Origin of the sequence: Streptomyces sp. NPDC047971, from assembly GCF_040653355.1 — a bacterium.
In the GTDB taxonomy this organism is placed as follows: domain Bacteria; phylum Actinomycetota; class Actinomycetes; order Streptomycetales; family Streptomycetaceae; genus Streptomyces.
Map to the genome: position 1 here is coordinate 189552 of NZ_JBEZNW010000003.1, position 24929 is coordinate 214480.

18 protein-coding genes are annotated in these 24929 nt (G+C 72.7%); 10 read left to right on the top strand and 8 right to left on the bottom strand.

What is annotated here, in order from left to right:
* Positions 1-12: 12 nt before the first annotated feature.
* The 4 genes from AB0D99_RS04975 to AB0D99_RS04990 all read right to left on the bottom strand — a co-directional run bounded on the left by AB0D99_RS04975 (position 13) and on the right by AB0D99_RS04990 (position 7676).
* Complete coding sequence (locus AB0D99_RS04975) at positions 13-4299, bottom strand: alpha-(1->3)-arabinofuranosyltransferase family protein (RefSeq protein WP_362357004.1); 4287 nt, start codon at positions 4297-4299, stop codon at positions 13-15.
* 22 nt (positions 4300-4321) lie between these two features.
* Complete coding sequence (locus AB0D99_RS04980; RefSeq protein WP_362357006.1) at positions 4322-5071, bottom strand: class I SAM-dependent methyltransferase; 750 nt, start codon at positions 5069-5071, stop codon at positions 4322-4324.
* Positions 5064-6284, bottom strand: coding sequence for a glycosyltransferase family 4 protein (locus tag AB0D99_RS04985; protein ID WP_362357008.1), 1221 nt, complete (start codon positions 6282-6284; stop codon positions 5064-5066). Before AB0D99_RS04985 ends, AB0D99_RS04980 begins: the two co-directional genes overlap by 8 nt.
* Before the next feature lie 435 nt (positions 6285-6719).
* Entirely contained in the window at positions 6720-7676 is a 957-nt protein-coding gene (locus AB0D99_RS04990; protein ID WP_362357010.1) for a DUF3068 domain-containing protein, read from the bottom strand.
* Between the two features lie 241 nt (positions 7677-7917).
* Here AB0D99_RS04990 and AB0D99_RS04995 point away from each other — a divergent pair, with 241 nt between their 5' ends.
* Positions 7918-8100, top strand: coding sequence for a hypothetical protein (locus AB0D99_RS04995; protein ID WP_362357012.1), 183 nt, complete (start codon positions 7918-7920; stop codon positions 8098-8100).
* Between the two features lie 87 nt (positions 8101-8187).
* Positions 8188-9375, top strand: coding sequence for a helix-turn-helix domain-containing protein (locus AB0D99_RS05000; RefSeq protein WP_362357014.1), 1188 nt, complete (start codon positions 8188-8190; stop codon positions 9373-9375).
* Between the two features lie 143 nt (positions 9376-9518).
* Here the strand turns inward: AB0D99_RS05000 and AB0D99_RS05005 are convergent, their stop codons facing one another.
* Positions 9519-10868 carry a lipase family protein gene (locus AB0D99_RS05005; RefSeq protein ID WP_362357016.1) on the bottom strand — a complete coding sequence of 450 codons (1350 nt, stop codon included), beginning with the start codon at positions 10866-10868 and terminating at the stop codon, positions 9519-9521.
* A gap of 286 nt (positions 10869-11154) precedes the next feature.
* Between AB0D99_RS05005 and AB0D99_RS05010 the strand changes: the two genes are divergently transcribed.
* Both AB0D99_RS05010 and AB0D99_RS05015 read left to right on the top strand, forming a co-directional pair.
* Positions 11155-12486 carry a helix-turn-helix domain-containing protein gene (locus AB0D99_RS05010; protein ID WP_362357018.1) on the top strand — a complete coding sequence of 444 codons (1332 nt, stop codon included), beginning with the start codon at positions 11155-11157 and terminating at the stop codon, positions 12484-12486.
* Between the two features lie 131 nt (positions 12487-12617).
* Positions 12618-14384, top strand: coding sequence for a hypothetical protein (locus tag AB0D99_RS05015; protein WP_362357020.1), 1767 nt, complete (start codon positions 12618-12620; stop codon positions 14382-14384).
* Between the two features lie 156 nt (positions 14385-14540).
* Here AB0D99_RS05015 and AB0D99_RS05020 read toward each other — a convergent pair whose 3' ends face one another.
* Both AB0D99_RS05020 and AB0D99_RS05025 read right to left on the bottom strand, forming a co-directional pair.
* Positions 14541-15218 carry a response regulator transcription factor gene (locus AB0D99_RS05020; RefSeq protein ID WP_362357022.1) on the bottom strand — a complete coding sequence of 226 codons (678 nt, stop codon included), beginning with the start codon at positions 15216-15218 and terminating at the stop codon, positions 14541-14543.
* Entirely contained in the window at positions 15215-16477 is a 1263-nt protein-coding gene (locus tag AB0D99_RS05025) for a sensor histidine kinase (protein ID WP_362357024.1), read from the bottom strand. The genes AB0D99_RS05020 and AB0D99_RS05025 overlap by 4 nt, the downstream gene beginning before the upstream one ends.
* Positions 16478-16804: 327 nt before the next feature.
* On the opposite strand from AB0D99_RS05025, the gene AB0D99_RS05030 reads away from it, so the two are divergent.
* On the top strand, positions 16805-18970 hold the full coding sequence (locus AB0D99_RS05030; RefSeq protein ID WP_362357026.1) for an MMPL family transporter: 2166 nt from the start codon (positions 16805-16807) through the stop codon (positions 18968-18970).
* Positions 18971-19045: 75 nt separating this feature from the next.
* Here the strand turns inward: AB0D99_RS05030 and AB0D99_RS05035 are convergent, their stop codons facing one another.
* On the bottom strand, positions 19046-19462 hold the full coding sequence (locus tag AB0D99_RS05035; RefSeq protein ID WP_362357028.1) for a secondary thiamine-phosphate synthase enzyme YjbQ: 417 nt from the start codon (positions 19460-19462) through the stop codon (positions 19046-19048).
* 283 nt (positions 19463-19745) lie between these two features.
* Here AB0D99_RS05035 and AB0D99_RS05040 point away from each other — a divergent pair, with 283 nt between their 5' ends.
* The 5 genes from AB0D99_RS05040 to AB0D99_RS05060 all read left to right on the top strand — a co-directional run bounded on the left by AB0D99_RS05040 (position 19746) and on the right by AB0D99_RS05060 (position 24929).
* Positions 19746-20609 carry an ABC transporter permease gene (locus AB0D99_RS05040; RefSeq protein ID WP_362357030.1) on the top strand — a complete coding sequence of 288 codons (864 nt, stop codon included), beginning with the start codon at positions 19746-19748 and terminating at the stop codon, positions 20607-20609.
* Positions 20582-21313, top strand: a complete 732-nt coding sequence (locus AB0D99_RS05045) for an ABC transporter ATP-binding protein (protein WP_362357032.1) — start codon at positions 20582-20584, stop codon at positions 21311-21313. Before AB0D99_RS05040 ends, AB0D99_RS05045 begins: the two co-directional genes overlap by 28 nt.
* A gap of 95 nt (positions 21314-21408) precedes the next feature.
* A complete protein-coding gene (locus tag AB0D99_RS05050; RefSeq protein WP_362357034.1) occupies positions 21409-22434 on the top strand; it encodes an ABC transporter substrate-binding protein in 1026 nt (341 codons plus the stop codon).
* Positions 22434-23648, top strand: a complete 1215-nt coding sequence (locus AB0D99_RS05055; RefSeq protein WP_362357036.1) for an LLM class flavin-dependent oxidoreductase — start codon at positions 22434-22436, stop codon at positions 23646-23648. The genes AB0D99_RS05050 and AB0D99_RS05055 overlap by 1 nt, the downstream gene beginning before the upstream one ends.
* A gap of 177 nt (positions 23649-23825) precedes the next feature.
* Entirely contained in the window at positions 23826-24929 is a 1104-nt protein-coding gene (locus AB0D99_RS05060) for an NAD(P)-binding domain-containing protein (RefSeq protein ID WP_362357038.1), read from the top strand.

The window sequence follows — 24929 nt, forward strand, 5'->3', positions numbered from 1 at the left end:
TCCACGAGGCGGTCACGAGGGGACACCGCCTTCGGGCCGCCGCGGGGGCGGCTCCGGCCGGTACCCGTCGCCGCCGCTCCTCGGCCTGGCCGTGACGACGGGTCCGGCCTGCGCAGCGCCGGAGTCGTCGTCGCCCGCGGGCCCGTCGTCACGGCCGCGGTCGGCGGCCGCGGACCGCGGCCCGACCGCGGTCACCAGCGCGGCGGCCAGGGCCACCAGTGCGAGCACCTGCGCGAGGCCGCTGAAGGCGCCCGTCCCCGAGGCGACCGGCTCCCCTGCGCCCACGGCCGCGACGAGGCCCGCTCCGGCCATCGCCGCCGCCGCGACCGGCGCCAGGACGGCCGGCCGGATCCGCGCCGCCACGGCGAGTACGGGCACGACCAGGGCGAGCGGCCCCGCCACCACCGCGACGACCGCGGTCAGCGCCAGCGTGCCGAGCAGCATCCCGGGGGCCGCCGGTTCGGGCAGCCTCGGGTCGGCTCCTCGGGGGCCGCGCCGACGGCCCACGAAGGCCAGGGCGACGAGGGCGAGAAGCGCGATCGCACCGCCGATCAGGGCCGTCCTGTACGACCCGGAGGGCTCGAACTCCATGGTCACCGTGCCGGAGGCCCCGGCCGGTATCACCCATGCCTGCTGCCAGCCGTCGAGGCGCACCGGCTCCAGTTCGGTGCCGTCGAGCGTGGCCTTCCAGCCGTCGTTGGCGTTCTCGAAGGTCCGCAGGTACGCGGCCCCGCCGGAGCCGGCCGACACCGACACGGTCCTGCGGTCGTCGCTCCATCGGGTGACGGTGGCCTCACGACCCTCCGCTCCGGACAATTCCTGCGGGGTGCCCCGGGTCAGCGTGACGTCGGTGATCGCCAGCGGGCCCGCGTCGCCCGCCTCCACCTCGTGGTCGCCGGACGGAAGGTCGAGGGTGCCGTCCTTCTCCTCCCCTGCGCAGAGGGCGACGGTGACGGGGCGCCGCTCGGTGAGGTCCCGGACGAGTCCGGTGGCCTTCGTCTTGTGCAGGACTCCGCCGACAGCGAGGTCCGGGCCCTTGCCGCACGGCAGCGAGAAGCGCGCGGACGCCTTCGGCACCGGCACGCGCAGATCGGCGAGCGCGGGAACGTGCACCTCGCTCAGCCCGACCGGCAGCTGCAACTGCGCGTTCGCCACCGGGTTGTGGACGGTGAGCGGGGCGGCCCTGCTGATGGTGATGTCGAGCCGGTCCGTCTCGATCTCCGGGAAGGTGGCCCGCCCGTTCTCGTCCACGTCGGCGACGGCGGCGCCGCCCGGGGAGCCGATCATCACCTGCTCGGGCCGGGTGGACACCCCGCCCGCCGACGCGAGGACGATCTCGTCGATCTTCCTCTTGCCGGACCAGCTCAGGTGGATGACGGGCCGGTCGCCCGCTATCCAGGCGGTCGTCAGATCGCCGTCGACCAGATTGCGGGCGCCGAGCGACGCTCCTTGGCGGCTGGTGGAGTCCACGGACGCCGTCAGCCTGTTCTTCGATCCGGGAGCCGAACGGTCCAGGAGTTCGTCCAACGGGCCGCCGGGTACCGCGACGGCTCGCGCCGACACCGTGAACTCCCCCGCTTCCCGCGTGCTGAACCGCCGGTGGAGTCCCACCTCCGCCGACGCGGGAGACAGACCGCCCGCGTCGGTGCCCCGGTGCAGGGAGTACACGCTCGTCGCCGCGTCGGTGCTCTCCGCGTCGGCGGGCAGCACCAGCAGGCGCGTCACCTGGACGTCCGGGATCGAGACCTCCGAGAAGCCGGCGCCGGACAGTCCCGGTCGTGCCTGTTGCGCGGCGACGACGGTGACCCTCATCCAGGACGCCTCGCCGGGCGGAGCCTTGACGGTCTGCGGCAGGCCGTTCGTCTGCAGCGGGCTCTCGGCCGCACCGCGGTCGGTCTCGATCCGCACCTGCGTGGGTGCCGCGCGCATGGAGTCGCCGGGCAGGGGCGTCAGCTGGAGGGAGGCCGGGATCTCGGTCGGCCGGGAGAAGTCCACCTTGAGCCACTGGCCGGCCGGCGTGCCCGGACTGCCCTCGGCCCACGCGGTGTCCGGATTGCCGTCGAAGGCGTGCACCGGGTCGTACTGCGGCAGGTGGAAGAGCCAGTTGCCGCTGCTGGACGCCGTCACCGACTCGGCGCCGCGCAGCACCGCCGTCGTCTGGTGATCGGTGCCCTCCCGCGGCAGGATCTGCTTGGGCTCCTCCCCCGGGTTCTGCAGGCTGCCGGAGTGATTGCGCTCGTCCACCGTGTAGGTGTACGAGGTGTTGTTGTTGACCAGGCCGAACCGGGTGTCGGCCCGGCGAAGGCCGTCCGCGACCGCCTTCACCGGCGCGGTCACGCCCTGCGGGAGCCCGTCGCCTGCCAGTACGGCGGGCCGCTCGGCCATGGCGGGGTCGGCGGACAGCTGGAGCAGCGCCTCGGGGCCGCCACTGACCACGGCCGTGTCGGCCACGGCCGACACTCCGACCCTGCCGGGCCTCGCCTCGCGGTCCCGCGGCTCGTAGATCTCCACGGCCTGGAGCCTCGGGTAGAGACCCTGCACCTGGAGCGGGGTGCCGGCGGCGATGCGCCCGCCGGTCACCAGCGGGCCGAACCCGGCCACCTTGCGGTAGCCGGACGACTCCAGGGTCCGCTTCACCGTCTGGGGCGGGACGTAGCCGATCTGATCGGGGTCGAGGTCGTTGCGGACGACCACCTCGTGCATGCCGGCCCGCGCCAGGTACGCCTGGAGGCCCGGAACCTCGGCGCCGGACAGCAGCGCCTGCTCGACGGCGTCCGTCATCCGGCGCGCTCCGGGAGTGCCGAAGGGGACGAAGTCACGCTGAGCCCACGGGGTTTCGGCCAGCACGTCGAACGGCTGGTCGATGGGGGAACCCCAGGTGTAGATGCCGTGCGCCGTCGCCGGGACGACCAGGGCCCGGCTGTCGGCGGCGTTGTCCTCGAGCCAGTCGGCGGCCCGCTCCCAGTGGGTGGGGAGTCCGGTGAACGCCCCGGGCTGCAGGATCGAGCCGTTGACGTACGGGAGCGCCAGGCCGGGCAGTACCACGACGGCGACGGCCGCGGGCACCCAGCGCCGGCCGCGGAGCGCGTGGGAACCTCTGCTCCCGGACAGCACGGCTGTCAGGTGGGCCAGTCCGAGGGTGAGCGCGAGGGCCAGTCCCGGCTGGAACTTGTAGATGTTGCGGAACGGCTTCAACGGCCCGTTCAGCCAGTCCTGGACGACACCGTGGAACGGACCGCCGAACGCTCCTCCGTAACCGGCGAGCGTGATCAGGACGACGGCCAGGACGGTCAGCAGCAGCCAGCGGCGCTCCGGCAGGTCCCGCCGGGCCAGGCCCGCGAGACCCAGCGCCGCGACGAACGCCGAACCGAGGATGGTCACGACGGAGGTCGCGACGGTCCAGCCGGCCGGCAGCCATGCCTCACCGAAGTTCAGATAGGCCACCCAGTTGCCGGAGCCGCGCAGCAGCTCGGTCGCGGACATGGTGGCGGTGGTGGTGTCGGCCTGCTCGACGTACGGCATGAAGTTCTCGCCGTGGAGGCCGAGCAGCAGCAGCGGCACCACCCACCAGACGGTGGCCAGCACGACGCCCGGTATCCACCAGCCGAGCAGCGCCCGACGGCGCCGGCCGGGCGGGCGGCTGAGCAGGTACAGCCCCGCGGGCAGCAGCGCGGCCAGCGTCGAGGCGGCGTTCACACCGCCCATGAAGGGGATCAGCAGGGCCGAACGCGCGGCGGCGGTCCGGTGGCTCAGCGTGGCGGAGGTCAGCGGCAGCAGCACCCAGGGCAGCACGGCGCCGGGCAGCGCGGCGGCGGACGTCGATCCGATGACGATCGTGAAGGTGGGCCACAGCGCGTACGCCACCGCCCCCAGGATCCGGGACGCGGGCGTCCCGACACGCAGCCGCTCGGCGAGCCTGAGCGCGCCCCAGAACGCGGCGGTCACGATGATCGACAGCCAGAGCCGTTCGGCCAGCCACACCGGGACCCGCAGCAGGTCCGTCAACGCGTAGTAAGGGAGTGCCGGGAAGGCGTAGCCGACGTACTGGTTGGCTATGCCGCCCAGACCCACGTTGCCGTTCCACAGCGAACCGAGGTCGCCGATGAAGCGCCAGGGGTCGAGGGCGACGCCGAGTTTGGTCTCGAAGGTCGTCTTCCCCGGTGACACCGCGAGGAACGACACCAGCACGACGGCCCAGAAGCCGAACAGCAGGCGTCGTCCGCGCGGTTGGCCGTCCGCCTCCGACGGCGGCGGGCCGGGCTGCGGCGCCCGGGTGGGCGCCTGGACCGTAGTGGTCATGACCGTTCCTCGCTTCGCAGACTCATGGGCTTCGCCTGAGAATCAGGAGCAGATTCCAGGTGGCGATCTCGCGGAGTCCCGGCACCCGGGTGATCGTGCTCGCGAGGAACGGCCAGTAACGGGAGCGCGCCGTGACGACCTGCACGTCGTCGCGGCCGCGGACGTGCCGCAGGGTGGGACCGATGTGGACGGGGAAGAGGTTCTCGCCGAGCGTGTGCTTGGCCTCGCGGCCGGTGCGCCGTGCGTAGCGCGCGCGGGCCCGGTCGGCGCCGAGGTAGTGCCAGGGCGCCGTCTCGTGACCTCCCCAGGGGGAGAGCCAGTTGGTGAACGACAGGTAGATCAGTCCGCCGGGGCGGGTGACCCGCGCCATCTCGCTGATGAACGTCTGCGGATCGGACACGTGCTCCAGCACGTTGGACGAGAAGCACACGTCCGCCGCTCCGTCGGCCAGCGGCAGCAGGTATCCGTCGGCGAGCACCGCGTTCTCGGTGACGGGGCCGCGGGCGCGCAACTCCCGCGGGTCGGGCTCGAAGAGATAGCTCTGCGCGCCGCGGCGGCGGAACTCCTCGGTGAAGTGGCCGCTGCCGCCGCCGATGTCCACGACGATCTTGCCGGCCAGGTCGACATGACGTGCCACCTGCGCGACCGAGTCACGGGCCAGGAGGGTGTAGCACCGCTCGGGATCGCTGGGTTCCCGCAGGAAAGCCCGGAAGAGGGCGGCCGATCTCTTCAGCGACGGATCCTTGAATCCTCGTTCGGTGGTCTCAGCCATGGCCGCTCCCGCCACGTCCCGGGGTGGCGGCGCGGGCCACGGCCTCGGCGGCGACCGCCTGGAACTGACGGACCGTCGCACTCCAGCGGAAGCTCTGGGCGCGATGCGCGGCGGCACGTCCGAGGGCCGCGCGCCGTTCGGTGCTCAGGGACAGCGCGCACCACGCGGCGGCGAACGAACTCTCCCCCCGGGCGAGCACCCCGGTCTCCCCGTCCACGACGGAGTCGCACAGGCCGGGTATGTCGAAGCCGATCGCGGGGGTGGCCCGGGTGGCCGCCTCGGTGACGACCAGCCCCCAGCCCTCGACGAGGGAGGGGTGCAGGAGCAGCCACGCCTCGCACATCAGGCGGTGCTTCTCGGCGTCCGACACCCGGCCGGTGAACGTCACGTCGGGGCCGGCCATGGCTTCGAGCCGTTCCCGCTCGGGGCCGTCGCCGACGATGACGAGTCGGCCGCCGGTGACGGGGCGGACCCGCTCCCACAGGCGGAGGAGGAGGTCGATGCGCTTGTACTCCACCAGTCGGCCGACGGCCAGGAACAGTGGTTCCCTCGCCTCCGGCAGCAGGGGCCCGGGCTCTTCGACGCCGTTGTTGACGATCCGGATGCGGTCCGCGGCCACGCCGATCTCGCGCAGCTCGGCGGCGGTCGACTCGGAGACGGCCACCATCAGGTTGGCGCGGTGGGTGCCGGCCAGGGCCCAGTGCTCCAGCCGGCGCCCCAGTCGTGCCGCCGGGCCCGGGTACCGCATCTGCCAAAGATCCGTGTGTACGTGGTTGACCAGGCACAATGTCGGTCCGCGATGCCACAGCGGCGCCAGGTAGGGCATGCCGTTGCAGACCTCGACCAGCAGGTCGCAGTCGCCGACCTCGCGGGCGAAGGTCGTCCTGGCTCTCAGGTAGTGACCGGCGTCACCTCCCGCGGAGACCACGCGGTAGTCGCGTGCGGCGGCCGGGCCGCCGCACACGAGCGTGACCTCATGGCCGCCGGACGTGAGGCCGTCGGCTATCCGGTCGATGAGGAGTTCCGATCCGCCGGCGGCCCGGTTGGCCAGGTCACGGCGGGCGAGAAAGGTGATGCGGCGCGGTGGCGGTGTCCCGGTGGCCGCGACGTGCGGTTCGGCGGCGAGCTGGTCGGGGACATGGCTGCCGGTGCGGACGGGGACGGAGAGGGAGTCCTTCTGGCCGAGGGCCAGGGCGGACGCGCGCTGGGGCATAGGGGTGCTCCAACTCGGCGGCTGCGGGAGGCAGGCGGGTGGGGGGTGCCGGGTGAGGGTTTCCGGGGTGAGGGGTGCCGGGTGAGGGTTTCCGGGGTGAGGGGTGCCGGGTGAGGGTTTCCGGGGTGGGGGTGAGCGGTGCCGGGTGAGGGTTTCCGGGTGGGTGCCGGGCTTCCGGGGATGAAGCGCTGGGCTGGCTCGGTGTGCGGGTACGGCGGCGCTGCTGATGCTGCGGGCGTTGCGGGTACCGCGGCGCGGACGGTGGGAGTGCGGCCGTCCGTGCGCCTGGCCGGTGGCGCGGGCTCCTGAGGGCGGGAGCACGCTCGCACCGGCAACATTGCTCTTACTCGGGGGTAACGTCAGTCTTCGTTCAGCGACTCGTTCCGGCTACTCAGCCCGGTGACAAGTTCGGGACGTGGGTCCCGTGCCGGTTTGTCACTCTCCTGAGTGTTCCGGCAGCCGACGACCGCGTATCAGCGCCACCGCGCCGACGACGGCGAGCAGGCCGCCCAGGACCCCGCCCCAGAGCGGCGCGGTCTCGCCGAGCAGCCTCAACCGGCCGCCGTCCTCGGACGCCAGCCTCACCTGCTCGGTCCGGGTCGCGTCGGTGAACTCCAGCCGCTCGCTGGCCAGCAGGGTGACGGAGTCCTTCCGTGAACCCGGGGCCCGCAGCGTCTTCGTCGGCGCGATCACCGCGTTCATGATCCGCCCCGTTCGCGGGTCCACGGTCAGCTCGATCCCCGCGTTGGCGTACCACTCCTCGGCCAGCACCTGGCCCGGCTTCGTGCTGCCCACGAGCTTGGCGGGCACCATCCGGGTGCCGGTCGCGGTGGCGTCGACGGCGCCGACGAAGCGGTAGCCCTCGTGCCCGTCGACCGTGGTGACCTCGTCGAACTCCAGCGGCACGGCGGCACCCAGGGTGCTGTCCCACCACGTGTAGGTGCGCTTCTCGACGTCGAACGGGAACTTCAGATAGGCCTCGCCCTCGAACCCGGGCTTCTCCTCGCAGCAGTGCACCGGGAGGTTGGTCCGACGGTCGGTCACCCAGCGTTCGGTGGTCCATTGCAGGGACTTCCGCGGGTCGGCCAGCGGCAGCGTCTTCGGCGTGTCGATCTGGGTCGACACGTCCCAGATCGCGTTTCCGCTGCGCTCGCTCTCGGCCACGTTCCCCAGCACCTTGCGGGTGATCGTGATCGTCTGGTCGTCCATGGTGGCGACGGACCCGATGTCGAAGTAGCTGCCCTGCCCGCGGAAGACCGTCGTGGAGTCCACGTCGGTCGGAGTGCGTTTCGCGCGCGGCTCCACGTACCAGACGAGGAGCTGGGTGAGCACCAGCAGAAAGACTCCGGAACCCAGCAGAATCAGGGACAAAGGTGATGTTGAACGACGCATACGGGTACTCCGATACGGGTGCGATATGCGAGGGGCTCATGGGCTGCGTGGGAAGGGACCACACGCACGGATTGCGGCCTGTCCGAGGGGAAGAGCGGCTTACCCAGGAGTAACAGTGGGGGTGAACGGCGAAAGTAGGCGGCCCTTGACCTTCTGTCAACGCGCCTCGCATACTGACCGCGCCGGACCGGGCCGGCGCGCTGGGTGACAGACCTCATCGACTGAGAGGCCGATCATCCTCATGCCCAGACTGCTCGCCGCCTTCCTGACCTGCGCCGCCTCCGCCGTTCTGGCCGCGGGCGCCGCCTTCGGAATCGTCGCCGCGCTCGACGCCACCCCCGAGCAGCAGAATGTGCCGCTCGTCACGTTCCCCGAACCGCCCTCCCCGGGCACGACCAGCACGCCGGGCTCCGGCGCGGGCTAGGTTGTGAAGAGGCGGGCCGGTGACCGAGCGCATGTGGACCGGACATCCAGGAGCGATGTGGTGGAAGCGTCGTCAGCGTGGCACGACGTGCCACGAGAACGGATTCAGCAGTTCGCCGACCTCGCCCTGGCGCAGGTCCCCGAGCTGGCAGAGGACATCCTGGCCGAGATCCGACGGAACCATCCGGGTCTGGTGTTCATCCCGGACGAGTCCGGAGAGCCGAAGGCCCTGGTGGCGATCCGGCATGCCCTGGAGCTCTTCGTCGAACAGATGACCACGGGCTCGGACCGGCCCCCCGCCCTCCCCGAGATGTTCCAGGACTTCGGCCGCAGCGAGGTCGCGCAAGGGCGCAGTCTGGACTCCCTGCAGGGGATCTACCGGCTGGGCGTGCGCCTTTCCTGGCGCCGCATGGCGGAGATCGGCCAGCAGGTCGACATCCCGTCCGCGGCCATGTACGAGCTCGCCGAGTCCGCGTTCGAGTACCTCGACGTCCTCGTGGCCCAGTCGGTACGCGGGTATGCCGAGGCCGTCGCCCGCCAGGCCGGAGAGCGGCTGCGCCGGCAGCGGCTCCTCGTCGACCTCCTGCTCACCGAGCACCGCACGGATCCGTCCGCGCTCCTCGCCGACCGCGCGGCCGACGTCGGCTGGCACCTGCCCGAGAAGGTGGCGGTCGCCGTGCTGCTCCGCCCCGCCCTGGAGGCCGTCGCCCCTGCCGTGAGCGACGAGGTGCTCCTCGACATGGAGGGCGAGCAGCCGCGCCTGGTCGTCCCCGAACCGGACGCCCCCGGCCGGGCGGAGTTGCTGCACCAGGCGGTGGCGGGCTGGTCCGGAGCGATCGGCCCGTCGGTTCCGCTGGCGCAGGCCGTCACGTCGCTGCGCTGGGCCGAGGCCGCCGTCGGGATGATCGAGCGGGATCTGCTGCCGCGAGGCCGGCTCCTGCACTGTGCCGAGCACGTCGAAGCCCTGGTGCTGCTGCCCGCCGGCGAGTTGATCGACGATCTGGCACGGCGACGGCTCGCGCAGCTCGACGAGTCGGGCGGACCGGCCCACACCCACCGTCTCGCCGAGACCCTGCTGGCCTGGCTGGAGACACGGGGCGGCGCCCCGGAGGTGGCCGCCCGGCTCGGAGTCCATCCGCAGACCGTGCGCTACCGGCTGAGGCAGCTCCGTGAGCTGTGGGGCGCGGACCTGGACGACCCGGACCGCCGTTTCGAACTGGAGCTGGTTCTCCGGGCCCGACGGCTGCGCGGCGATCTCGCCCCACCGCCCGGCTGACCGGGCGACGCCCCCGCGGCCCGCAGGCCGTCCATACGTACGCGCCCGGCTGAGCGATCGGCGTCCGGCTCGGCCGCCGGAGCGCCGCGCCGGTGTCGGCCGCGCGGGGTCCTGCCGCGACGATCCGCGGCAGGACCACCGGGTCAGGGCGTCGGCTCCTCCGGTGCCAGCGAGTTGCCGGCCGGGATGCGGCCGCAGTCGGACGGGGCCGTCCGGCCCGCGAAGCGGGCATCGAGCCAGTCCATGGCGAGGGGCGCCCAGACGACGGGCACACCTACGTGGCTGAGCAGCTCGTACTGCCGGTACGTGATGGCGGTGTTGCCGGTGGCGCAGTACTGGCGGGCGAGCGCGCGCACGTCGCCGGCGACCATGACGCCGTCCCCCGTGCCGATCCCGGGAGGGTTGCCGAAGGTCCCCTCCACGACGCCCGCGTCGCCCTGGGCGATGAACCCGGGGACGGTCGGGGTGGCGGCGGAACCGAGGTTGATCCGGTTGACCGCCGTGACCACCTCGGGAACGGAGTTGATGTTCCCGTACTCCGGCTTCGCCATCTTCTTCCAGGTCAGACCCGGGTAGCGGCCGAGGGCGTCGACGATGGAACCCTTCTCCAACTCCGCGTACACCTTCAGGCCGTAGCTGCTCAGATAGGGCTTGACGTCGATGTCGAAGGAGCGGGCGACGCCGATGATCGCCATGGGGATGACGCCCGACCACACGAGGGAACCGTCCACGTACCTCAGATTGTGCGCCGGGGCCACGAGCAGGCCGCCCTCGGCGAAACCGACCAACTTCCGGTTCACGTCCGGCGCGTAGGCGGGCGCCATCGCGGCCGCCCAGTTCGTGGCGATGGCGCCGCCCGAGTAGCCCATGAGACCGAACCTGGTGTCGCCGCTCAGCCCCGTCGCCGCGGAGCGGGTCGCGGCACGGATCGAGTCCAGGGTGTTGGTCCCGTACTCGGGGCCGGCGGCGAAGGCGGCCCGCTGCCCCTGGGTGTCCGGGATGACGAGGGTGTATCCCTTCGCGAGCAGCGGCGCCATGAAGACGGCCTCGGCGTTGGGGATGACTCCGCCGAGGGTGAGGTTGCCGGCGATGGCGCGGGACGGCCCGTCCTCCGGGTTCAGCGAGTCGTAGAACGACTGGTACGACACCGCCTTGCTGCCGTCTCCCGTGAGGCTGCGCACCACCGTGGTCACGTTGGCGGCCGGGCGGCCCTGGGCGTCGGTGCTGCGGTAGAGCAGCTGGATCGCCTTCAGCGGTGTGGGAATGCCGACGAGGTGGTAGGGCAGCGTCCGCGTCTTCAGCACGGTGCCCGGGGCGTACGACGACAGGGGCTCGCTGCCGTCGTACGTGTAGAAGGGGTCGCTCGCGGTGGGCGAAGTCGTCGTGGTCGTGGCCGGCGCGGACTCGGTGGCGGTCGCGGCCGACGGTACGGCGGTGACGGCCGCCGCGGTGGCCACGGCGAGGGAGATCAGGCGAACTGCTGTCCTGGACAAGGCGTTCTCTCTTCGTGAGGGGGCGGAGCGGGCCGTCCCGGGGAGTCAAGAACGGCACGGGCGGCGGGAGTCGGCGGCTCCCGGCCCGGGGGACGATCCGTGCGCCGGGTCTCCGGGCGGTCAGGTCGTGCGGGAGATCCGACGAGTGACGCGGCCGCGGTCGGCAACGTCTGGCCATCCACCGGCATGGCGTGTTACCAACCGGTAGGAGATGTCCCCGAAACATGATGGAGGCGGTGCGCCGCCTCGTCCCCAGGACGGACAACAGAGTTTTGCGAGGTGGATTGTGATCGCATCCAACGCCGCGGCCCGCGGCTCGGTGCCGTGCTTCGGGGGCGTTCCGGTCCACGACCGGCTCACAGGTGCCGCCGCCGCGCTCGAGCGTGCGGTCATGGTCCGGCTCGTCGAACAGCTTCCCGTCTACGGCAGGCTGCCGTCGGAACAGCTCGGCGGCGACATCGCCAAGCAGGTGACACGCGGCATCCGGAGCTTCGCCGACATGCTGCGCACCGGCGAACCGCCGGACCAGGCGGAGCAAGCGGCGATCCGCGAGTCGTCGGCCCGGCGCGCCGACGAGGGAGTGCCGCTGGAGGCCGTGGTCGGCGCCTACCACCTCGGCGCCGAGGAGTGCGCCGCCCAGGTGTTTCCGGAGGCGGAGCCGGGCGACTTCGGCGATGTGCTGCTGGTCCAGCGTCACCTGCTCGCGTACCTCCGGCTCGTGAGCTGCGCCGTCGCCGCCGGATACGTACAGGAGCGGCAGACGGCGCTGGGCGACGAGCAGGTCGCCCTCCAGGCGCTGCTGTCCCGACTCCTGGAGGGCGGCAGCCCCCAGGCCGCGGCCGACCGCGCCGGCATCCGTCTGCCGCCGTGCTACCTGGTGCTGAGCATCTCGGTGGGACCGCACCCGGACGAGCTGGTGCCCGGCGTGGACCACGCGGTCGCCGCCCGGCGCAAACTGCGGCGGCTTCGCAACGAACTGCAGCGCCAGACGGGAGGAGTCGCGCTGTCCGTGCTGTCGGGCCGCGGAGGGCTGGTCCTCGTCCCGCACGAGTCCCCGGCCGCCGTGATCGGCCCGGGGGAACGGGACCGGCTCTCCCGGCTCGTCGTCGAGCTCGGCCGGATGTGCGGCGCCGAGGTGCTGGCCGCCGCGACCGCCGCACCACCGGAGGGCGTCGCGGAGTCCGCCCGGCTGGCCGGCGAGATACGCGAGGTGGCGGAGGCTGCCGGCCGCGGCCCCGGACTGTGTCTGCTCGACGACGTCCTGCTCGAATACCAGCTGAGCCGCCCGAGCCCGGCCAGGGACGGACTCGCCGCGCTGCTCGACCCCCTGAAGACCCGCCCGGAACTGCTGGCCACCCTGCGCACGTTCCTCGCCTGCGGCCTCGACCGCCGCCGGGCGGCAGCCCTGCTCCAGGTGCACCCGAACACGGTGGACTATCGCCTGCGCAAGGCGACCGATCTCACCGGCCTGGACGCGGCCCGGGGCGCCGACCTGGTCACCCTGCACGCCGCGCTCGCCGCCCATGACGCGACCCGACACGACGAACCCCGCGTCGGCCCCCACACCAGGAGCGAACGACCCGCCGACGCCGGAACGCGCACCGCCGGTGGGTTCTGACGCCATCAGGACGACCCGTCGGTCCGCGAGCAAGGCAGGTCCATTCGGGCCGCTCCGAGGGGTGCCGAGCCGTAGAATTCGGCCGTGGCGCCGACGACGGATCGTCGCGCGCCCTCGGGGGAGGAGATCGTATGCACGACCCGTCGGACTCGATGGAGAGCACTCCGGGGGAGAACGGCCGGAGCGACACCGCCGACCCACCCGGTGCCGACGGTCCCGCGTCACCCTCGGGCATCGACGCGACGGCGGCGTCGACGGTCCTGCTGGAGGTCCTCCCAGGAGTGGCCGTCGTCGCCGGTGAGGTCCCGCCGGAGCTGAAGCCCGATCTGATCGACTTCGGGATCGTGCCCGCCGCCGACCGCGAGCAGATCTCGGCGATCCTCGCCTCCATCGGCAACGCGGCGACCCTGGCGGGCAATCTCGGAAACGCGTTCGCCGGCGTGCAGGGGCTCTACCGGATCGGCGACACGGCCCAGGCCCTGCTGAAGAGCGGCGCGACGCTCGCCGTCAAGGACGGCGGGCACCTCGGCGCGGTGATGGTTCCCGGCCGCATCGTGCATCAGGCCCGCTTCTACCCCGTGAACGCGGTGAGCAAGGCGCAGACCGCGGCCTCGATCGGGCCCGCGCTGGCCATGGTCGCCCTGCAGCTGATGCTGAGTGAGATCTCGGGCCTCGTCAGGACCAACCTCGCGGTGACCAGCCAGGTCCTCACCACCTTCCGCAAGGATCAATGGGCCGAACTCACCGGGCTCGTCGCCGCCGTCGACCGCGCGGTCGACCAGGCGCGGGAGATCGAATCGGTCCCGACGTCCCTGTGGGACGACGTCTCGGGCAGTGGAGCACTGCTGCAGAAGCAGCTCGAGCTCTACCAGGGCAATGTCCGCGACCACGTCCGGCAGATCGGTCGGACCGACGCGCGCAGGCACCGTGAGTATCTGCAGACGAACGCCGAGGCGATCGTCTTCGACGCCCACGCTCTCCTGTCCTCCCTGAAGGCGTGGACCGGATATCACGCGCTCCGTGCCGCGAGGGCGCGAGCCGCCGGACGCGAGGACGCCGCCGAGGCGCAGTACGCCGAGGTCATCGCACGCGACACCCGCGCGGAGTTCGACTCCACCCTCGCCGGGACAGCGAACCTCGTCGGCTCGCTGACGCGGGAACTGCGCATCATCGCCGAGCTCCCCGGACCCGACGCCTGGCCGCTGCCGGGGAAGCGGAAGGACGTGAAGGCGGCCCGCGAGACCTCCGCCCGCCTCCTGGAGGCCATCGAGCCCCTCGCCGACGCGCTCCGTCCGCCGGCCCCTCCTCTCGCGGCTCCGGACGTCGTCTGCGCGCCCCCGTCACTGGATCCCGAGCCGTACCTTCCCCTCCTGCGATGGTTCCTGGAGGACGGTGAGACCCTCCGTGTCCTCGGCTTCCCCGACCAGCTCGACGCCCTCGGTCCCGTTTCCACGATCTTCAACGGAGCGAAGGACAAGTTGGCGGCGGCGAGGGACAAGGTCGCAGCGAAGGCGCTGGTCGCCGTCACGGATCGCCGCATCGTCACGGCGAGGGCGAACGCGTTCCTGGAGCAGGGCGAGGTCGTTCAGGACATCCCGGTCGACCAGGTGCGATACGTACGGACGACCACCGCGCAGGACAGAAGCGCACGGGTGACGATCGACCTCATCACGCGCGACGAGAACATCCGGTGGCTCTTTCACGCCGACATCGACGACACACACGTGCACACGCTCGCCGCCGTGCTCGCCGAATCCATGACGATCCCGGACGTCGAACGCGCCGAGCTGCAACGGCGCCGCCGCGCCCCCGTCGAGGCGGACGGGCAGGGCGAGGGCACCGGAGCGACGTCCGTGGAAGCGGCCGGATCCGAGGCCACCGCCCGGGATGTCGTCTAGGCCCCGGGGCGATCGACCCTGCCGTGGCCCGCGCCGGCCGGGAGGCGGCCATCGAGCCAGGGCAGTCGGCACCGGCCGCGACGGGGTGCCCACGGCGTCGTCATGTGTCCGCGCCGGAGGCGGCCGTAGCCGTGTACAGCGCCCCGGTCCGGTGGCTCACGTCTCCCGTCGTGCCGTCACCAGGCCCGTCTCGTACGCGGCGATGACCGCCTGGGCCCGGTCGCGGACCCGGAGCTTGGCGAAGACGGCGGTGATGTGGTTCTTCACGGTGGAGGAGCTCACACCGAGCCGGTCGGCGATCTCCGCGTTGTCCGAGCCGTGGGCGATCTGCCGCCAGACCTCCCGTTCGCGCGGCGTGAGCCCCTCGGCGCCGGAGGGCTCCGGGGGCGCCGCCCGGCGGTCCGGGGCCGTGACGTGTCGGGAGATGAGCCGGGTCAGGAGCCTCGGGGCGAGGATCGCCTCGCCGTCGCGGACCACGCGCAGGGCGGCGACGAGATCCTCGGGCGAGATGTCCTTGGGCAGGAAGCCGCACGCCCCGGCCCTCAGCGCACCGACGACGTGTTCGTCCATGTCGAAGGTGCTCAGGGCCAGAACCCGGCAGTCGGGCAGTTCGGCGGTGAGCCGCTCGGTGGCCGCGATGCCGTCCAGGACCGGCATGCGGATGTCCATGACGACCACGTCGGGCCGGTGCTCGTGAGCGAGGCGGACCGCCTCGGCCCCGTCCGCGGCCTCGGCCACGACCTCGAAACCGGGTTCGGGGGCGAGCATCAGGGCGAGGCCCCGGCGGACGAGCGGCTGGTCGTCGGCGATGAGGACCTTCACGGTCGCGCTCACGCGTACGCCTCCTGACGGTCGGTGGGAAGGGGCAGCCGGGCCCGGACGGCGAACCCCCGGCCCTCCGGCCCCACCCGCAGGGTGCCGCCGTGAAGGGCGACGCGTTCACGCATCCCCATGAGTCCGTGGCCCGAGCCGCGGGCGGCGGGACGGCCGGGACGCGGGCCGTCGTCGGTGACGGCGACCCGCACCTCGTGGTCGCCGAAGGTGAGCCGCACGTCGACGTGCGCTCCGTCGCCCGCGTGTCTGCGGGCGTTGGTGAGGGACTCCTGGACGATGCGGAAGACGGTGAGCGCGACACCGGGTGGCAGCGACCGCGGGTCGCCGTCGGTGGTGAGAGTGGTGGGAAGGCCCGCGCGGCGGCTGTCCCCGACGATGCGGTCCAGGTCGCCGATGCCGGGCTGCGGCGCGGTCGTCTCGCCCTCGTCGTTGTCGTCGCCTGCCCGGAGGACGTCGAGGAGGTGGCGCATCTCGCGCAGGGCGGTGCGGCCGGAGCCCTCCAGGGTGACGAGCGCCTCGCGGGCCGCCTCCGGAGACCTGTCGAGGTTGGCCCGGGCGCCTCCGGCGAGCAGCTGCATCGTGGTCAGGTGGTGGGCGACGATGTCGTGCAGTTCCCTGGCGATGCGGCGCCGTTCGTCGGAGACGGCCCGCTCGGCGAGCAGCCGCCGCTGGGCCTCGGCGTTGCGCTGCCAGCGGCCGACCACGACGGCGGCGCCGGCCACGAACAGCGCGGACGCGACGTTGGCGGCGAACTCCATCAGGGAGGGCGCGGGCAGTCCCGGGTGGACGAACTGGAGCACCGCGACGCAGCCGACGACGGCCGCCGCGCCGACCGCGGCGCTGTGGAGACGTACGGCGGTGTAGAGGGCGACGACGGTGGCCGCCCCGTAGTGCTGACCCACGGAACTGAACCAGTTGAGCGACAGGTTCACCGCGAGGACGCATGCGAGGACGCACAGGGGCGCTCGACGGCGCGCCAGCAGGAACATCGAGGCGGCGACCACGACCAGGCACCCGGCCGCCGGCACGTCGCCCTGGTCCATCTGGCTCGTGACGGTGAAGCCCACGAGGTCGACGGCCGCGGCGCCGACGGCGACGAGTCCGTCGTGCCGGCTCCACAGCCCCGGCCTTCCGCGGCGGCTCTCCGTCCCTGCCCCGCCGGAGAGCGTCCCGGTCGTCCCGTCCCGAAGCCCGGCGCCGTACGCCCCCGCCCCGCTCGGTGCCCGGTCGGGGCGCGTTTCGTCCGCGCGCCGTCCCATCTCCGCCTCCCCGTACGCATCCGCGCATTCCCTGGTACCGCCCGTAGCGGCCCGACGCCCTGCGGTTCGTCCGCCGAGTCTCCCATGGTGCCGGTGCTCCGGCCCCGTGGCCTCGGGACCGGGAGGGAGCCGGAGCCAGGAGCAGGCTCCCAGGCGCCGGACGGTGCGGGCCCCTGCTCCCAGCGGGTTTCTCGTCCCCGGCTCCGAGGTGCGGGCCACACCCCGCTGATGTGCTGGAGACGTGCCGGGACGCCCCGGCACGGGGCGCCGCCCCGGACGTCCCCGTCCCGTCGCCCCCTTCGCCCGCAGCCTTCCCGGAGGACTCCCGTGATCCGTGCCCTGACCGATTTCTCGACCCGCAGACCATGGCGGGTCATCGCCGTGTGGGCGGTGGTCGGTGTTCTCGTGTCGATCATGGGCCAGGTGCTCGTCTTCCGCGTGACGCACACCGACAGCGCGGGCTTCCTGCCCGCGGAGTACGACGCGGCCGCGGCGCTGCGGGTCGCCCGGGAGGAGTTCGGCGCGGAGCCCGACGCCGACGCGGTGACGGTGCTGGTGGCACGCCGCGACGGCAAGCCGCTGGAAGGCGCGGACAGGAAGCGCGTGGAGGACGTGGCGCGTGAACTGAGCGTCACGCGGGTGGAGATGCCGTGGACGGAGGAGCAGATACCGGGGCTCTCCGAGGACTACTCCCAGGTCCCCCGCGTCGCACTGGTGACGACCGCCCCCGACGGGTCGTTCGCGCTGCTCGGCGCCCGGCTGCGGGGCAACTCCACCGACCCGGGCATGCACTCCGTGTACCGGGCCTTCCACGACCGGGCCCAGCAGGAGTTCGGCGAGGTCGGGCTGCGCACGGGGTTCACCGGGGGCCTGGCGGACGTGGTGGACCGCGCGGACGCGGAGAAGACCACGCAGACGGTGGTCGGACTCGTGATGGTCGGACTGATCGTGCTGATCAACGTGTTGGTGTTCCGCAGCGTCCTGGCCGCGTTCATCCCCCTGTTCGCGGTGTCGGTGGTGGGCGGCGCCGCCGCCGGCACGGTCGTGGGAGCGGCCCTCCTGACCGGTTTCGAACTGGACCCGGGCACCCCGAGCATGATCGGCACCGTGCTGATCGGCATCGGCGTGGACTACTTCCTCTTCCTGTTGTTCCGTTTCCGCGAGGAGCTGCGACGGCGCCCGGAGGACCACCACCGCCTGGTGGCCGCGGACGTGGCCGGACGGGTGGGCACGGCGGTGACCTCGGCGGCGCTGACGATCGTGGCGGCCTTCGCGACGCTCGGCGTGGCGACGTTCGGGCAGTTCCGGGTGCTCGGCCCCTCGGTGGCGGTGTCGGTACTGGTGATGCTCGTGGCGAGCCTGACCCTGATGCCGGCGCTGCTGGCGGTGACCGGTCGGAAGATGTTCTGGCCCTCGCGGACCCTCTCGAAGTCCGAGCGGCCCGGCACGGCCGCCCGTACCGGTGAGCTGGTGGCGCGTCGTCCGCTGCTGGTGCTCGTGGCCTCGGTCGCCCTCCTCGGCGCGCTGGCGGTCGGAGTGGTGGGCGTCCGCATGGACTTCGGCACCGGCGGCACCCCGCGCGACACGGCGGCCGCCACGACGGCGCGGGAGATCGCCGGCGCCCTGCCACCGGGGGTGTCCGACCCGACGACGGTGTACGTCACCGCCGACGACGGCCGACCCCTGGACCCCGCCGGGCTTGAGGTCCTGCGGCGGGCGCTGTCCGGGGTGGCGGGGGTCGGCGAGGTGGCCGCCCCCGTCTTCGACACCGACCGCACCGCGGCCAAGGTGGACGCCTACCTGACGATGGACTCCCATGCGCAGCGCGCCCGGGATCTCGTGGCGGGACCGGTCCGCCAGGCCGTACGGGAGGCGACACCGGCCGGAACGACCGCGCACGTGGGCGGGACAGCGGCCGTGTTCGCCGATGTGGCGACCGCGGTCGACCGGGACCTGCGGACGGTGTTCCCGGTGGCGGCGGCACTGATCGCGCTGATCCTGGTGGTGCTGCTGCGCAGTCTGGCGGCCCCGGTGGTGCTGATGCTCTCGGTCGGGCTGTGCTTCGCGGCGACGTTCGGCGCCTCGGCCCTGGTCTTCCAGCACCTCGGCGGGGAGCCGGGGGTGAACTTCGTCCTGCCGCTGGTGCTGTTCCTGTTCGTCGTGGCGCTGGGCACCGACTACAACATCCTCATCAGTGACCGTCTGCGCGAGGAGATGGCCCACGGGGGCCCGGTCCGCGCCGCCGTGGCCCGCGCGGTACGGCACACGGCGCCGGCCGTCGCCACGGCCGGCGTGGTCCTTGCGGCCTCCTTCGGCAGCCTCGCGGTGAACGCGGACGCCTCCACCCGCCAACTGGGCTTCGCCACGGCCCTGGGCATCCTCCTGTCCGCCTTCGTCCTGTCGCTCCTGCTCGTCCCGGCGGCCGCGGTGCTGCTGGGCCGGGGGATGTGGTGGCCGGTGCGCGGGGCCCGGAGCCGGAAGAACGAGAGCTGACCGGCGGGCGGTCGGGACAGCGGGCTCCTCACTCCGAACGGCCGGAGGGAACCCCGCGGTCGCGACCGCTTCCCGCTATCCGAGAAAGCTCAACCGCACCTGGCGCTCCGGGTTGTCCTTGTTCGTGTCCACCAGGCAGATCGACTGCCAGGTTCCCAGCTCCAGCCGCCCCATGACGACCGGCACCGTCGCATGCGGCGGGACCAGGGCCGGGAGGACGTGGTCGCGGCCGTGGCCCGGGGAGCCGTGGCGGTGCTGCCAGCGGTCGTCCGCCGGGAGCAGGTGGTGGAGGGCGGACAGGAGGTCCTTGTCACTGCCCGCGCCCGTTTCGAGGATCGCCAGGCCGGCCGTGGCGTGGGGGACGAAGAGGTTGAGGAGGCCGTCGCCGCCCTGGGCCGCGCGGTCGAGGAACTCCGTGCAGGCCGAGGTCAGGTCGGTGACCGTCTCGGAGGTGCCGGTGGTGAGGGTGAGGAGCGTGGTGGTGAATGCCATGGGAGCATCCTGCCGTTCGTACCGCGGGATCGCGCGTCCACGCTCCGAGACACCGTTGACCGGTACCGGAACGAGTCGCTACGTTCGCGCCATGTTGCGTACAGCCCTGCTCACCACGCGCGGTCACATCGACCTGCTGCGGGTGGCCTCCGCCGCGTGTCCTCGCGGCTGCTGACGCCCTCTCACCCCTGATCCACCTCCTGCGCCGACACCCGTCCGCGCGCGCTTCGCGGCGCGCCGACGGTCGCTGAGGCGTACCCTCCTCCTTCCCCGGAGCCCCTTCATGACGGTTGGCCATGCCCCGCCCGTTTCCTTGCCCGATATATCCCCTGTTTCCGAGCTTGAGGAGGTCGTGCCCTCCCGGGCCTCCGGTTCGCGGCGGCCGGCCGTGCCGCGCTGGCTGCGACGCACCGTCGGACCGCTGCTGCTGCTCGTCGGCTGGCAGGCGCTCAGTTCCGCCGGCGTCCTGCCCGCCGACATCCTGGCCTCGCCCGGGACCATCGCCCGTGCCGGCGGGGAGCTGATCGCCGACGGAACCCTGCCGCACGCCATGGGCGTCTCGCTCCAACGTGTAGCCGTCGGGCTGCTGTTGGGCGGTTCGGTCGGCGTGACGCTCGCGCTGGTGTCCGGCCTCTCGCGGCTCGGCGAGGACCTCGTCGACGCGACCGTACAGATGCTGCGGACCGTCCCCTGGGTGGGGCTCATCCCACTCTTCATCATCTGGCTGGGGATCGGCGAGGCGCCGAAGGTGGCGCTGATCGCGCTCGGTGTCGCCTTCCATCTGTACCTCAACGTGTACGCCGGCATCCGGGGCGTCGACGCCCAACTCGTGGAGGCCGGTGAGTCGTTGGGGCTGGGGCGCTGGGGTCTCGTCCGGCACGTGGTCCTGCCCGGGGCGCTTCCGGGCGCCATGACCGGACTGCGGTACTCGCTCGCGACGGCGTGGCTCGCGCTCGTCTTCGGAGAGTCCATCAACGCCGACGCCGGGATCGGCTTCCTCATGAACCAGGCGCGCGAGTTCTTCCGCACCGACGTCATCGTCGTCTGCCTCGTCGTCTACGCCTTCCTCGGCCTCCTCGCCGACGCCGTCGTCCGCTCTCTCGAAAGGCTGCTGCTGCAATGGCGACCGACCTTCACCGGGCAGTGACCATCCAGGGTCTGACCCGCTCCTTCGACGGGCGCCCGGTCATCGACCGGCTCGATCTGAGCCTGCGCGCTGGGGAGTTCACCGCCCTCCTGGGGCACAGCGGCTGCGGGAAGTCCACGCTCCTGCGCGTCCTCGCCGGGCTCGACCGGGACATCTCCGGGACCGTCCTCGTCCCCAGGCGCCGGGCCGTCGCCTTCCAGGCGCCCCGCCTCATGCCCTGGAAGCGGGTGTGGCGCAACGTCCTCCTCGGTCTGCCCGGCAAGCCCCAACGAGCTCTCGCGGAGCAGGCGTTGGAGGAGGTCGGACTGAGCCACCGGTCAGGGGCCTGGCCCAAGACCCTGTCCGGCGGCGAGGCGCAGCGGGCCTCGCTCGCCCGCGCTCTCGTACGGGAACCCGATCTGCTGCTGCTCGACGAGCCGTTCGGCGCGCTCGACGCGCTCACCCGGATCACGGCGCAGCGGCTGGTGGCGGAGTTGTGGCAGCGGCGCGGCTGCGCGGTGCTGCTCGTCACGCACGACGTCGACGAGGCGCTCCTGCTCGCCGACCGGGCGCTGGTGATGCGCGACGGAGTCATCGCGTACGACACACCCGTCGCGCTCGACCGCCCCCGCTCCCCCGGCGACCCGGGATTCGCCGCGCTGCGCTCCCGGCTCCTCGCCGAACTCGGCGTCGACGAGGGCGTTTCCGGCTCCCGTGCCGCCTGATGCCGTCCTCCTTGATCCCGGAGACGCGCCGCCGCTCCCGCGCCGAGGCGCGCCGTATTTCTCACCCGTCCGACACTCGAACCGGAGCCCCGTCCATGAAGCGTTCCCTCCTGCCCGCCGTCCTCCTCCTTCCGCTGGCGCTCCTCGCCTCCGCGTGCTCCTCCCCCTCCTCCGCCGCCACCGACACCGACGGCAAGGGCTCGCTCGTCCTGAACGTCGGCGACCAGAAGGGCGGCTCGGAGGCGGTACTGCGGGCCGCGGGCGAGCTCGACGACCTGCCCTACCGCATCACGTGGTCGACCTTCACCTCGGGCCCACCCCTTCTGGAGGCCATCAACGCCAAGGCGGTCGACACCGGCGCGGTCGGCAACACCCCGCCCGTCTTCGCCGCCGGCGCAGACTCGAAGATCACCGTGGTCGCGGCCACGCACGGCGACCCCGCGGGCGAGGCCATCCTGGTGGCCAAGGACTCCCCGCTGCGAAGGACCGAGGATCTGAAGGGCCGGACGGTCGCCGTCGCCCAGGGCAGCTCCGCGCACTACCAGCTGATCGCCTCGCTGCGGAAGGCCGGGCTCTCGCTCTCCGACATCAAGGTGAGCCTGCTCCAACCCGCCGACGCGCTGGCCGCGTTCACCAGCGGGAAGGTCGACGCCTGGGCGGTCTGGGACCCGTACACCTCGCAGGTCCTCGCGAGCGGCAAGGCCCGTGTGCTCACCGACGGCCGCGGCGTGGTCAACGGGCTGGGCTTCCAGATCGCCTCGCCCTCCGCGCTCGCCGACAAGGAGAAGGCGGCCGCGATCGGCGACTACATCGAGCGGCTGCGCCGCGCACAGGACTGGGTCCACAAGCACCCCGACGCCTGGGCGAAGGTCTGGGCGAAGGAGACCGGGCTGCCGTACGAGGTGGCGCTCGCCGCCGTGAAGCGCAGCAACGGCACGCGCATCCCCGTCGCGATCGACAAGGACGCCATCGCCTCCGAGCAGCAGATCGCCGACACGTTCGCCGAACTGAAGCTGATTCCGCGGACGTTCGACTTCGCCGACTACGTCGACAACCGCTTCGACAAGAACCTGCCGCCCTCCACCACCCCGGCGCGCAGCTACGGAAAGGCCACCTCCTGATGACTGTCCATCTGCACTGGTTCCTGCCGACCGGTGGCGACGGCCGGACCCTCGTGGACCGGCATGCCTACACCGACGGCGGCATCACCCGCGCCGGGACCCTGACCGGCGTACGCGCTCCCGACATCGAGTACCTCACGCAGATCGCCAAGGCGGCCGAGCAGCTCGGGTTCGAGGCCGTGCTCACCCCCACCGGGACGTGGTGCGAGGACGCCTGGCTGACGACGGTCGCGCTCGCGCAGCACACCGAGCGGCTGAAGTTCCTCGTGGCGTTCCGTCCGGGTGTCATCTCTCCCGTGCTCGCCGCGCAGATGGCGGCGACGTACCAGCGGATCACCCGCGGGCGGCTGCTGCTCAACGTGGTGACCGGCGGGGACTCGGTGGAACAGCGCCGCTTCGGCGACCATCTGGACCACGACCGGCGCTACGCGCGGACGGCCGAGTTCCTTCAGGTGGTGCGCGGTGCGTGGAGCGGGCAGCCGTACGACTTCGACGGGGCGCACTACCAGGTGGAGGGCGGGCTCACCGCGCTGCCGCCGGACCCGCTGCCGGAGATCTTCTTCGGCGGGTCGTCGGCGGCGGCCGGGCCGGTGGCGGCGGAGCACGCGAACGTCTATCTGACCTGGGGCGAGCCGCCGTGGCAGGTCAAGGAGAAGATCGACTGGATCCGGCGGCTCGCCGAGGAGCGCGGCCGCGAGGTGCGGTTCGGCATCCGGCTGCACACGATCTCGCGGGACTCCTCGCGCGAGGCGTGGGCGGCCGCCGACCGGCTGCTCTCCGATCTCGATCCGGCGACGGTCGCCGCGGCCCAGGCGGCGCTCGGTAGGAGCGAGTCGGTCGGGCAGCAGCGGATGCTGGCGCTGCACGGCGGCGGTTCCCTGGAGCGCGACAAGCTGGAGATCGCGCCGAACCTGTGGGCGGGCGTGGGGCTCGTCCGGGGTGGGGCCGGTACCGCGCTGGTCGGCAGCCACGCCGATGTCGCCGACCGGATCGAGGAGTATCACGACCTCGGCGTGGAGCACTTCGTGCTCTCCGGCTACCCCCATCTGGAGGAGGCGTACTGGTTCGGGGAGGGCGTGACCCCGGAGCTGGCGGCGCGGGGGCTGCTGCCGAGGATCCCCGCCTCGCCGCTGCTGGGCGTTCCCGCGGCGAACGGACGTCCTGCCTCCGCTCCCGGCGGCGCCCCGCTTCTGGTGGCGGGAGGCGGCCGGTAGGGCGGATCCGTCCGACGGCCGGCGGGCGCCCGGTGCCCTCTTCTGGGGTGGGGGGCACCGGGCTCCGGGGGCGTGGCGCCACGGCACCGGGCTCCGGGGGCCTGGCGACGGCACCGGGTTCCGGGGGTGTGGCGCCGCGTCGGGAAGATCCTCGGCCCCGACTCGGTTAGTGGAATCGTGAACGATTTCGGGGTGCAGAGCGAGCGGGACGTACGGAACGTCGACGTGGTCGTGATCGGCGCGGGGCAGGCGGGCCTCTCCGCCGCCCACCACCTGCGCCGGAGCGGCCTCGCGCCCGACCAGGACTTCGTCGTGCTCGATCACGCGCCCCGGCCGGGCGGCGCGTGGCAGTTCCGGTGGCCCTCGCTCACCTACGGCAAGGTCCACGGCATGCATGCCCTGCCCGGGATGGAGCTGACCGGCGCGGACGACAGCCGCCCCTCGTCCGAGGTGATCGGCGAGTACTTCGCGGCGTACGAGGAGCGCTTCGACCTCCGTGTCCACCGGCCCGTGGAGGTCGGCGCGGTACGCGAGGGCGAGGGCGGTCGGCTCCTGGTCGAGACCTCGGAGGGGGTGTACTCCACGCGGGCGCTGATCAACGCGACCGGAACGTGGGACCGTCCCTTCTGGCCCCGCTATCAGGGCCAGGAGACGTTCCGGGGCCGCCAGTTGCACACCGCCGACTACCCCGGCCCCGAGGAGTTCGCGGGTCGGCGGGTGATCGTGGTCGGTGGTGGCGCCTCGGGTACCCAGCATCTGATGGAGATCGCCGAGGTGGCGGCGGAGACGACCTGGGTGACCCGGCGTGAGCCGGTCTTCCGCGAGGGACCGTTCGGCGAGATGGAGGGCCGGGCGGCCGTCGCGATGGTCGAGGAGCGCGTACGGCGCGGACTGCCTCCGCTGAGTGTCGTGTCCGTCACCGGACTGCCGCTCACCGAGGCGATCCGGAGCGCGCGGGAGCGCGGGATCCTGGACCGGAAGCCCATGTTCGACCGCATCACGCCGACCGGCGTGGCCTGGGCCGACGGCCGGAGCGTGGACGCGGACGTGATCCTCTGGGCGACGGGTTTCCGTGCCGCGATCGACCATCTCGCCCCGCTCAGGCTGCGTGAGCCGGGGGGCGGGATCCGGGTGGAGGGGACCCGTGCCGTACGCGACGAGCGTGTCCACCTCGTCGGCTACGGACCTTCCGCCTCCACGATCGGCGCCAACCGGGCCGGTCGGGCCGCCGTCGCCGAGATCCGCCGCCTCCTGGAGCGGGAGCCCGTGGCCGTACGGTGA

What these genes read in the sequence shown, in the direction of transcription:
- AB0D99_RS05015 (WP_362357020.1), top strand. Translation starts at nt 12,618, where the DNA reads ATGCACGACCCGTCGGACTCGATGGAGAGCACTCCGGGGGAGAACGGC.
- AB0D99_RS05035 (WP_362357028.1), bottom strand. Translation starts at nt 19,462, where the DNA reads ATGGCATTCACCACCACGCTCCTCACCCTCACCACCGGCACCTCCGAG.
- AB0D99_RS04995 (WP_362357012.1), top strand. Translation starts at nt 7,918, where the DNA reads ATGCCCAGACTGCTCGCCGCCTTCCTGACCTGCGCCGCCTCCGCCGTT.
- AB0D99_RS05025 (WP_362357024.1), bottom strand. Translation starts at nt 16,477, where the DNA reads ATGGGACGGCGCGCGGACGAAACGCGCCCCGACCGGGCACCGAGCGGG.
- AB0D99_RS04990 (WP_362357010.1), bottom strand. Translation starts at nt 7,676, where the DNA reads ATGCGTCGTTCAACATCACCTTTGTCCCTGATTCTGCTGGGTTCCGGA.
- AB0D99_RS05055 (WP_362357036.1), top strand. Translation starts at nt 22,434, where the DNA reads ATGACTGTCCATCTGCACTGGTTCCTGCCGACCGGTGGCGACGGCCGG.
- AB0D99_RS04985 (WP_362357008.1), bottom strand. Translation starts at nt 6,284, where the DNA reads ATGCCCCAGCGCGCGTCCGCCCTGGCCCTCGGCCAGAAGGACTCCCTC.
- AB0D99_RS05040 (WP_362357030.1), top strand. Translation starts at nt 19,746, where the DNA reads ATGACGGTTGGCCATGCCCCGCCCGTTTCCTTGCCCGATATATCCCCT.
- AB0D99_RS05045 (WP_362357032.1), top strand. Translation starts at nt 20,582, where the DNA reads ATGGCGACCGACCTTCACCGGGCAGTGACCATCCAGGGTCTGACCCGC.
- AB0D99_RS04975 (WP_362357004.1), bottom strand. Translation starts at nt 4,299, where the DNA reads ATGACCACTACGGTCCAGGCGCCCACCCGGGCGCCGCAGCCCGGCCCG.
- AB0D99_RS05050 (WP_362357034.1), top strand. Translation starts at nt 21,409, where the DNA reads ATGAAGCGTTCCCTCCTGCCCGCCGTCCTCCTCCTTCCGCTGGCGCTC.
- AB0D99_RS04980 (WP_362357006.1), bottom strand. Translation starts at nt 5,071, where the DNA reads ATGGCTGAGACCACCGAACGAGGATTCAAGGATCCGTCGCTGAAGAGA.